Here is an 8,904-nt window from a genome sequence, read left to right on the forward strand (position 1 = left end):
GTTTCATATCGGTAAAAGTCTATATAAGCTTTCCGAAAGAGCGTGTTTAACCTTTTTTGCCCAGCAATATGTCAAAATAAGGCTTTAATGAGCATTAAAAGGCATCAGTGATATAAAAATTAAAGGGCTGACCTCCTCCCCTTTGCGAGAGTTCCAACGAGCCATTGACGGGGAGGTTTGCGGGCTCACTACCTACTCCCGTTGCCGGTTTCAGTTCAGCCCGCGGGCCGGGTCTTCGACCCATTACCCCTACCGCAAAACGGCTCGGGGTTATCGCTTAGAGGTCCCCCTTCAGAGTTTTTACGGCCACGCCAGTCGGCGTGGAATGTGGACGCCTTACGGCGTCATCCTCCCGCACGATAAACCCCTTTGAGAGGGCCCGGTGGCCTCTTCGAGGCTATACTACGTTGCAAGAGTTTAAAATGGTTTCGGGGTTTAGGGGCTCATTGGGTAGTGTTCTGTACCCCGCCCCGAGGCTTGAAAAGATAAATGTAACTGTTAGTTATATCACATTTGTGAAGTAATTTATGTATGTAAACCCCCAGTGTACCTTTTCGTATGTAAAGGGTTCATAGAGGGACATAATGTTCCACAAAATATCAACGCTCTGCGAAATCCTTAAGTAATAACCCGGGCTATTATATTCCCAGAGGTGATTGAGATGGTGAAGGTCAGATTTCTTGGGCATGCAGCCTTTGAGGTTAGGGGAAGCAAAAACATTTTGATTGATCCCTTTTTGACTGGAAATCCAAGCGCCGCGGCGAAGCCCGAGGATTTTGAGAGGGTGGACTTGATCCTCGTTACACATGCCCACGGGGATCACATAGGAGATGCCGTTGAGATAGCAAAGCGCACGGGCGCGAAAATAGTTGCCATGTACGATATAGCCAATTACCTCGTCGAGGACAACCGGGGAATAACCACGATAGGAATGAACTACGGCCCAACCGAAGTGGATGGTGTTAAAATCGTCCAAGTGCCAGCATGGCACTCGAGCAGCAACGGCAAGTATGAGATAGGAACGGCCTGCGGGTTCATAATTGAACTTGATGGGGTTAAAATTTACCATGCTGGTGATACATTCGTCTTTAAGGATATGGAGCTCTTCGCAGAGCTCTATGGAATAGACATCGCACTCCTCCCGATAGGAGGACACTTCACAATGGGACCCTTGGAGGCGGCCAAGGCCGTGGAGTTTTTGAAGCCAAAATATGTTATTCCAATGCACTACAACACATTCCCGCCCATAAAAAAGGATCCCGAGGAGTTTAAAGAACTCGTAGGGGACAAATCAAAAGTCATCATCCTGAAACCGGGAGAAGTTTTTGAGCTTTGAATGGGGAGGGATGAAGAGAAGCCAGGACGCTGAATATGATGAGCGGCCAGGGCTTCCTGACCTCTCACATTTGATTTAGGAAGGGGATATAATGAAAGTCAGGGTTCGTAGCTATCAAGTTGTCTCATATATGCGAGGTATTTCAGAATTTCTTCAAGTTCCTCCTTCGAGAAAAGCATCCCCACATTTTCCTCAGGATCACGGCTCTTTAGGAATTCTTTCATCTTTTTGAGCCTGTCAAGTTCATCCTGAAGCTCTAAACTCTTCTTGCTGAACTCCCATGAGGTGTAAGGAGTTTCAAAAATTCTGTTTGTGGAATCCACGATTTTCAAGCTTACTTTGGCTATAGCCTCATCAACCATTTTCAAGAGTTCCTCAACCTTCATTTCCTCACCTATATTATATAACCGTAAAAGATATATAAGTTTAGCCCTCAAAGTAGTAACTGGTGATTAAGATGGATTTTTCCCTCTTCATGGAGAGGTATGGATATAAGATACTCCTAGCAGTAATGTCAGCCCTTGTGATAATATTCATCGCAGTTCCAATTATGGGGATTGCAGTGACTGCAAAGAAGTTCGGACTGACCTTTGGAGCGTTCCTCCTCACAATAGCCCTGGTCTCCTCCCTCTTCTTCAGGAGAACCTCGGAAGCATATGCACAAGCACACGGTAAATACTTCTATGACAGTAGAAAAAGGAGATAAAAGCTAAAAGATAAAAGGTTAAGGGAACCTTATTGCGTCAAAGGGGCAAAGCTGGTTGCATATACCGCATCCCGTACATATGAGAGGATCGATCTTCACCTTATTGCTCTCCGGATCGAAGATTAGAGCGGGACATCCCGTTAGGAGTATGCATGCTTTGCATCCCGTACAATTCTCCTCTATAACCTCCGGAATCTTCCCTATCTCACCACGCCTTATAACGGGTATTATGCACTCCCTTCTTGCAATTATCACGGCGGGCCCATCGATGTTCATCGCTTCTTTTATGGCTTCTCTTGTGGCTTTTAAGTCGTAGGGATCCACAGTCTTGACGTATTTGACTCCAAGAGCCTTTACAAGCGCCTCAATATCAATCTCATTAAACTTCCTTCCCGTCTCACTTCCTCCCGTTCCCGGATGTGGCTGATGTCCCGTCATCGCAGTTGTCCTGTTATCCAGGATCATAACCAAAACGTTTAGATTCTTGTAAACGGCATCGACCAGAGGCTGGATTCCATTGTGGAAGAATGTGGAGTCTCCGATAGTGGCAACGATTTTTTTGTCCATAACCACGCTCTGGCCGTTGGCAAGACTTATGCTGGCACCCATGACATATTCCGTCCATATTGCTTCCAAGGGAGGAAGAAGCGATAGAGCATAACATCCAATGTCTCCATGCACGGGAACCTTGAAGCGTCCGAGCTTTAGATCTCTAAATGCATCAAGGAGAGCCCTGTAGCTCCCCCTATGGGGGCATCCGGGGCACATTGTGGGTGGCCTTGAAGGTGCGAGTGTCTCGGCTTCTTCAACTTCCTCGGGTTTCTCGTATTCATAAGTCTCCTTACCCAGGACCCTCAGAAGAACTTTTTTAACGAGCTTCGGCGTCAGCTCTCCCTCAAGGGGCAGATGTTTTGTTCTCTTGCCGTATATCGGGATTGTTATGCCCTCTTCCTGGGCTGCAATCTTCACTTCCTCTTCTAAAAACGGTGCTCCATCTTCAATAACAACCGCCATTTTAACGCCCTTGAGAAAACTTACCACAAGGTCTCTTGGGAGGGGATGGGGCGTTGAGAGTTTCAAGATTCTGAAATCTCCATCTACATCCTTTAAAACTTCCTTTACATAGTTGTAAGGGGCTCCTTCCACTATTATACCGATTTCACCCTCCCCTTCAATCCAGTTGAATTCTAGGCTCTCGAATTCCGCTCTAATCTCTTCAAGCTTTTTGTTTAACAGGCGGTGCCTTTCTAGGTTCCCCTTCATTGAAGCCCTCACATACCTTATTATATCCTTTTTGAACTCTGGCTTCCTATCTAGACTCAAGAACTCCCCGATTTCGACATCTGAGGTAGTATGATTTATTCTCGTCGTCGTCCTGAATATCACGGGGAGTTTATACTTCTCGCTCAGTTCATAGGCGTATTTTATTAAATCATGGGCTTCCTGAACATCCGCTGGCTCCAGAACGGGCAATAATGAAATTTTTCCATAATACCGGTCATCCTGCTCCGTTTGAGAGGTATGGGGTCCTGGGTCGTCGGCCACAAGAATCACAAGCCCTCCTTCAACTCCGGAATAGGCGAGGCTCATTAGAGGGTCGGCAGCCACATTTAAGCCAACGCACTTCATGGTTACTAGGGCTCTCAATCCGGCATAAGCTACACCCGCAGCCTCCTCAAGGGCAACCTTTTCATTCGGTGCCCATTCGGCAAAAACCTCCGGATTTAAGTGGGCTATGGTCTCGATAACCTCTGTGGATGGGGTTCCAGGATAACCCGTGGCAAAGGATATGCCGCTCTCAAGGGCTCCATAGGCTATGGCTTCATTGCCCATGAGAAGCTTTTTCTCTTTAGTATGAACCTCCAGCTTTCCTCCTACCAAATCATAGGATCCCGCATTTTCCATCTTCACCACCATCTGGAGTTTGCTTCACACATATAAAACTTATAACTCGGTGAGAAGAGAGAAAAATCGAAAATTTTTGGGCTAAACCTTTATTTCGACAACCATAAATGTCCTGGCAACAGGGTTTGGATAAACCTCTATGCTAACGGGCTCTTCTACCTCAGGGAAGATCTCTCCATAAAGCCCTCCTTCCCGCGGATCCAGGCTCTCCCCACGCAGAATACCCCTTTTAAGTTCTACCTTCATATACCTGGGCAGGCCAATTCTTGCAGCGCCCTCTTTTAATGCATATTCAATTCCCCACTTTGTGGAATACAGCCCTGCATAAATCTCCGCCACTCTAACCGCCACACTGCTCTTTCCAACGGCTAGCACATCGATTCCGGTGTTCTCCCAAAATCTCTTCACTATAGGTCTAAGTTCCTTTCCGATATCGTGCCATACCGCTTTTCCTCTATCGGATATCCTCAAGGCATCGATTGTAACGTCATCCAAATGCCTCACCGGTATCCCTCCTAGGCTCGAATCTAAATGAATCACATCGGGCTTGACTTTTTTAGCGAGCTTTAGGGCTAGAAGCGTCTCATCCTTTATGGCATCTCTACCGCTCGTATCATAATCAAAGGGATTGGAGTATTTTACGATGCTCAGGGATGCTGTTCTAAAGGGTTTTTCCACGAGCACTGCAGCTGTGGCTATCAACCCAATGGGTTCATACTCTCCATCGAGCAATGCTCCTCCGGTGTCAGCAGAGACTATTCTCATGTTCACCACCAAGTAATTTGTTATTACCTAAATATCCTCATAACCTATGTATTATAAGGCATCCCCCTTACCCCCATAAAATTAATATATGGGAAGTGCCTAGGTATATTAAATAAGAACCATAAAAATAACTATTCTGCAATCAAGTAAGATACATTCAAAATTTGGTATTGAGGTGGTATTTATGGAAGAGACGGTTAGGAACATTAGCTATGATAATGTAATTGCCGAATATATCGATAAACTGGCCAAAGGAATATATGTAGGAACTGCCAGAGGACTTCTATATTTCGTAAACAGCGGATTTAAATATCCCATAATAGCCTCCAGAACCCCGCCGCTGGTTGATATATTCTTAGATGGTTCAACTTTGGAGATCATATCCTTCTGGCCCCATGATGGCCATAAGATGTACTGCATGGGCAAATTCAGCATTTCAAGAATTAGCATAATGAAAGAGACGAGCCAGTACCTCCTGCTCTCAATAGAACCGCATGGAGAGATGGAAAAGGTTGATGGGAAGCTTCTACTTCTCCTTTATGTAAACAAAGGGTTGAAAGAATCTTTGAAGCTAATTCTGAATTCTGAGGAACTTAGGAGTGAAGAGGGAGAAAGTTTTGTCTATTCTACCCTTTTCTCATTCTAGTTCAAACACCTCCTTTAATTTTTTAATTTCCTCTTCACTCATCCTGTTTTTAATCCATCTTTCTTTTAAGCTGAGATTCTCATCCTCAATATCCAGAACAGCCTTCCTAACTCCTCCCCTTGGGAATTTTGAGTCTCCTTCATATCTCGGAATAACATGAAGATGGATGTGTTCGACTGTCTGTCCCGCTGCTCGTCCCAGATTAATTCCTATGTTAAACCCATCTGGATTAAAGGCTTTTTTGAGATTCTCCATTGCAAGCTCCATTCCTTCAAAAATGGCCATTTTTTCTTCTCGTGTTAGCTCGTTCCATTCTTTTGCATGCTTCTTTGGAACCACAAGTAAATGCCCTCTGCCTGCAGGATAGGAGTCTATCAAAATTTTAATGAGCCCATCCTCATAGAGGAGGGCTTCTTTTGGAGGATTGCAGAAGGGACACTCCATCAGCTCACCTCAAAAAGCCAACTGCCTTGTCTATATCATTTTTGTAAGCCCTTAAGTATCGCCTACATGCATTTTCCCATGTGAAAACTTCTTTTGCCCTTTTCTTTCCGTTCTGACGCATTTTCTTCAGCAGGTCAACATCCCTCTTCCTGAGCTCTGCTGCTTTTAAAATTGCATTGGCAAGCGCTTCGGCATCCTTTGGAGGGACCAAAAAACCTGTTGCATTTTCCTTGTCTCTATCCAAGCTCACTATGGTGTCCCTTATTCCGCCAACTGCCGAGCCTATGGGGATTGCTCCAAGGCACATGGCTTCCATCTGAACAAGTCCAAAGGGCTCAAAGTATGAGGGAACCAGAGTGAAGTCTACACTTCCATAAAGCTCCCTTGTGAACTCTCTTTTGAGCATCTCGGTGATAACCTTGACTTTGTCCGGGTACTTGCCCTCCAGCTCACGAGCCCATTTTTCGAGCTCCGGATCTCCCTTCCCTATTATGAGGAAGCGCATGCCTGAGAATTCCTCGGGATGAGAGTTCGCAAGGAGGTCTATTGACCTTAAAAGCGTGTCGACTCCTTTTTGTCCCTTATCAAATCTTCCGATGAACATGAAGGCGATTCCATCACGCAATCCTAAACTTTCTAAGATCTTTCTTCTCCTCTCGTGTCTGGGCAGATCTCTGCTTTCCAGAAATTCTTCGTTCCAGAAAGAGCAGTCTATCCCATTGTAAACATAAGTCGCCTTCCCTTCAAAGTTTTTGTAGAAATCCCACTCCTCCCAGAGATAGCTCCTGCTCACTGTCGTAACAACATCCGCTATGTACGCTCCAACATACTCCGGGTCGATGTCCGGGAAAGGAGCCAGCTCCCCCAAGTTCGCCTCGTGGAAATAGTGGCCGGGGATTTTTGACTTGTTTAGTCTGTGTATGGTAAAAACGCTTGGTATCTGGAAGTACTTCTTAATAAGAGCTCCGGTTAAAACGGTGTGCCAGTCATGGAAGTGGAGAACATCCGGTTTTCCTTCCCTCTCTAGGAGCAGGTTTAAAGTTCCCACACCTCCTCTTGCAAAGCGAAGGACTTTGTTAAGGAGCCCTTCCCATCCGGGACCGTAGACATCCTTATTGTCCAGTACAGGATCACTTATAGCAAAAACCCTAACACCATTCTGCCATCTCTCATAAACCTCAACGCGTTCCCCAAGGACTTCGAAGCTCGCGACCTTCCTACCCTCCTTATGTCCATGGGAGGGCGTGAACACCATAACCTCATTCCCCATGTTTGCCAATGTCTCGGCTATGCTCGTTATAGCTTCGGCAAGTCCTCCAACTTTCACTGGCAGATATTCGAATCCCAAAATCAATATTTTCATATGCTCACCTCCAAAAATTAAGAATCAATCAAGGAGTATGAACTTCCCTCCTTCAACATCCTCAAAATAGCTCCCCAGCCCTCCAATCTTCCATTCCTTGCCTTTTTCATCTTTCAGAGTTATGCTGGCGGTGAGAGGGGTGTACTCATAGTCAACTATCTCTCCGCTTAGGGTGATCTCAGATTTGTCCTCAACTGAGCGTCCTATGACTTCGGCTTTCTTTGGGAGCTCTGTCTGTTTCAAGACCGTAATCAGGGTTCTTATATTCAACAGTGTTACGGGCTTCTTTATGCTCTCATAGTTTAGAGGCTTTACCAGCTGGCTGTTATCGAGGTATATTGTATAAAACCAGTGCATGTAATTTTGAATGAGCTTTGCCGACTTGCCCCAGAAGGAGTAGAACTTTTCTTTTCTCTTATCCTTTGGAAGGGCTCCAAAGAAGAGTGCATAGTCGATATCCCCTATTATCCAGGATGCCATGAGCCATGGGGCGCCTCCACTTTTTGCCAGTATTATGTTATCCTTCTTAAGCCATTCCGGAATTTCTTCAAAGTTGCTTATAATTACGAAAATCAAATCTCTTCCCCTTTTTATATCCTCTTTCAAGAGTTTAAGGAACTCAAACGGGGTATTTATTAGAACCTCATTCTTGGCACTTCTAATAATATATCCTGCCCTCTCCAAGGTATTTTCAAAGCCATGAATTGTCCATATCTCGGGCAGATCCTCCCCATGCGCCGAGCGATATAGCTCAATGAAAAGCTCCTTCAGATTGTCGATGCTTGTTAAAAGCTCCTCTTTAATCTTCTCCAAAACCAATTCGGGATTTACAGGCTTATAAAACCTTGGGGCACCCTGCATTATGTCCACAAAACCCTTTCTATGGAGAGAACTTAAAACGTCGTAAACCCTTGTATGAGGTATGCCACTCTCCTTTGTAACATCTGTTGCCTTGCTCGGCCCTATTTTCAGCAATGTGATGTATGCAAGGCTCTCATATTTGGTGAGACCAAATTTTTGGAGTTTTTCGATTATTTCCTCCTCGTTCATTTCCAAACCTCCATATTTTTAAAGTTCACTGGCCAAAGTTTAATCATCATTAGTGATATACTGGGTGGTTGGTATGTATAAAACTTTCGGATTTAAAGATAACGTGTATCTCGGCAGGATTGCTGAAATCGAGTTCAGCATTCCAAGGGAAGGGAATACGCATACCTCCTCGGCAATTTCAAAGCATTCAATGAAGGAAGCTTTAAATTCCGTGTCTGGCAGGAATAACTTTCGGGCGATAGGAAAAGCTTAAAAAGCCTTCAGCCACAGTGCAGATGGGTCAAACCAAAGGATTTAAATGATAAAAAGGAGAAGTGAAAGAAAAATGAAAATAATTGCAGGGAGTATTCTGGCAGGTCTGAGTTTGTTAGCAGAGGTAGTCAATGAGTGGTTGCATCACTTTTTTTGGGCAACCTTTAACATCGCTCATGGCGTAATGCTTGAAGGGGCTGGGCAATTCGGTCCTGGACCGTACTCACAAGGTCCGGAAGCCGCGCAAATCTTCATTGGAACGAGAATTATTATTTGGATGTTTATAGCTTTGGGCGTTGCCTTGATAATCCAGGGACTTCAGGAAGCGAAAACGGGATTTGCTGAAAAAAGCTAGATTGAAGAGGAAGATATGCGATTGGCATGCTCCTTCGCTGACTACGCTTATTGTGTTCGTTGCGTATAACAGCGGATAAAAG

The 8,904-nt window shown here is 45.0% G+C and carries 11 protein-coding genes; 5 read left to right on the forward strand and 6 right to left on the reverse strand.

Going from position 1 to position 8,904, the window contains the following annotated elements:
* Positions 1–661 precede the first annotated feature (661 nt).
* Positions 662–1,336, forward strand: a complete 675-nt coding sequence (locus tag ACXJGZ_RS01685) for a metal-dependent hydrolase (RefSeq protein ID WP_456321453.1) — start codon at positions 662–664, stop codon at positions 1,334–1,336.
* A gap of 98 nt (positions 1,337–1,434) precedes the next feature.
* Here ACXJGZ_RS01685 and ACXJGZ_RS01690 read toward each other — a convergent pair whose 3' ends face one another.
* Complete coding sequence (locus ACXJGZ_RS01690) at positions 1,435–1,722, reverse strand: hypothetical protein (protein WP_293256500.1); 288 nt, start codon at positions 1,720–1,722, stop codon at positions 1,435–1,437.
* Between the two features lie 71 nt (positions 1,723–1,793).
* Between ACXJGZ_RS01690 and ACXJGZ_RS01695 the strand changes: the two genes are divergently transcribed.
* Positions 1,794–2,042 carry a hypothetical protein gene (locus ACXJGZ_RS01695; protein ID WP_456398097.1) on the forward strand — a complete coding sequence of 83 codons (249 nt, stop codon included), beginning with the start codon at positions 1,794–1,796 and terminating at the stop codon, positions 2,040–2,042.
* 18 nt (positions 2,043–2,060) lie between these two features.
* Here ACXJGZ_RS01695 and iorA read toward each other — a convergent pair whose 3' ends face one another.
* Positions 2,061–3,947, reverse strand: a complete 1,887-nt coding sequence (iorA, locus tag ACXJGZ_RS01700; RefSeq protein WP_456326833.1) for an indolepyruvate ferredoxin oxidoreductase subunit alpha — start codon at positions 3,945–3,947, stop codon at positions 2,061–2,063.
* A gap of 81 nt (positions 3,948–4,028) precedes the next feature.
* Positions 4,029–4,712 carry a DUF4152 family protein gene (locus tag ACXJGZ_RS01705; protein WP_456326832.1) on the reverse strand — a complete coding sequence of 228 codons (684 nt, stop codon included), beginning with the start codon at positions 4,710–4,712 and terminating at the stop codon, positions 4,029–4,031.
* A gap of 184 nt (positions 4,713–4,896) precedes the next feature.
* Between ACXJGZ_RS01705 and ACXJGZ_RS01710 the strand changes: the two genes are divergently transcribed.
* Positions 4,897–5,358 (forward strand): hypothetical protein, encoded by a 462-nt coding sequence (locus ACXJGZ_RS01710; RefSeq protein ID WP_456321451.1) that lies wholly within the window; start codon positions 4,897–4,899, stop codon positions 5,356–5,358.
* Here the strand turns inward: ACXJGZ_RS01710 and ACXJGZ_RS01715 are convergent.
* Genes ACXJGZ_RS01715 through trmBL1 form a run of 3 tightly spaced genes read right to left on the reverse strand, consistent with a single transcriptional unit; the run spans position 5,350 to position 8,215 of the window.
* Positions 5,350–5,802: an HIT family protein gene (locus tag ACXJGZ_RS01715; protein WP_456321450.1), complete on the reverse strand. Its 453-nt coding sequence runs from the start codon at positions 5,800–5,802 to the stop codon at positions 5,350–5,352. The two genes, ACXJGZ_RS01710 and ACXJGZ_RS01715, sit on opposite strands and share 9 nt — an antisense overlap.
* Positions 5,803–5,806: 4 nt before the next feature.
* A complete protein-coding gene (locus ACXJGZ_RS01720) occupies positions 5,807–7,165 on the reverse strand; it encodes a glycogen/starch synthase (protein ID WP_456321449.1) in 1,359 nt (452 codons plus the stop codon).
* Positions 7,166–7,189: 24 nt separating this feature from the next.
* Positions 7,190–8,215 carry an HTH-type sugar sensing transcriptional regulator TrmBL1 gene (gene trmBL1 / locus ACXJGZ_RS01725; RefSeq protein WP_456321448.1) on the reverse strand — a complete coding sequence of 342 codons (1,026 nt, stop codon included), beginning with the start codon at positions 8,213–8,215 and terminating at the stop codon, positions 7,190–7,192.
* Positions 8,216–8,288: 73 nt separating this feature from the next.
* On the opposite strand from trmBL1, the gene ACXJGZ_RS01730 reads away from it, so the two are divergent.
* A complete protein-coding gene (locus ACXJGZ_RS01730) occupies positions 8,289–8,468 on the forward strand; it encodes a hypothetical protein (RefSeq protein ID WP_456321447.1) in 180 nt (59 codons plus the stop codon).
* A 72-nt stretch (positions 8,469–8,540) separates the two neighbouring features.
* Complete coding sequence (locus ACXJGZ_RS01735; RefSeq protein WP_456398095.1) at positions 8,541–8,822, forward strand: hypothetical protein; 282 nt, start codon at positions 8,541–8,543, stop codon at positions 8,820–8,822.
* Positions 8,823–8,904 lie beyond the last annotated feature (82 nt).

This window comes from Palaeococcus sp. (in: euryarchaeotes), from assembly GCF_053987695.1.

Excerpts from the sequence above, each read along its gene's own strand:
- ACXJGZ_RS01685 (WP_456321453.1), top strand. The coding sequence starts at position 662 with ATGGTGAAGGTCAGATTTCTTGGGCATGCAGCCTTTGAGGTTAGGGGA.
- ACXJGZ_RS01690 (WP_293256500.1), bottom strand. The coding sequence starts at position 1,722 with ATGAAGGTTGAGGAACTCTTGAAAATGGTTGATGAGGCTATAGCCAAA.
- ACXJGZ_RS01695 (WP_456398097.1), top strand. The coding sequence starts at position 1,794 with ATGGATTTTTCCCTCTTCATGGAGAGGTATGGATATAAGATACTCCTA.
- iorA (WP_456326833.1), bottom strand. The coding sequence starts at position 3,947 with ATGGAAAATGCGGGATCCTATGATTTGGTAGGAGGAAAGCTGGAGGTT.
- ACXJGZ_RS01705 (WP_456326832.1), bottom strand. The coding sequence starts at position 4,712 with ATGAGAATAGTCTCTGCTGACACCGGAGGAGCATTGCTCGATGGAGAG.
- ACXJGZ_RS01710 (WP_456321451.1), top strand. The coding sequence starts at position 4,897 with ATGGAAGAGACGGTTAGGAACATTAGCTATGATAATGTAATTGCCGAA.
- ACXJGZ_RS01715 (WP_456321450.1), bottom strand. The coding sequence starts at position 5,802 with ATGGAGTGTCCCTTCTGCAATCCTCCAAAAGAAGCCCTCCTCTATGAG.
- ACXJGZ_RS01720 (WP_456321449.1), bottom strand. The coding sequence starts at position 7,165 with ATGAAAATATTGATTTTGGGATTCGAATATCTGCCAGTGAAAGTTGGA.
- trmBL1 (WP_456321448.1), bottom strand. The coding sequence starts at position 8,215 with ATGAACGAGGAGGAAATAATCGAAAAACTCCAAAAATTTGGTCTCACC.
- ACXJGZ_RS01730 (WP_456321447.1), top strand. The coding sequence starts at position 8,289 with ATGTATAAAACTTTCGGATTTAAAGATAACGTGTATCTCGGCAGGATT.
- ACXJGZ_RS01735 (WP_456398095.1), top strand. The coding sequence starts at position 8,541 with ATGAAAATAATTGCAGGGAGTATTCTGGCAGGTCTGAGTTTGTTAGCA.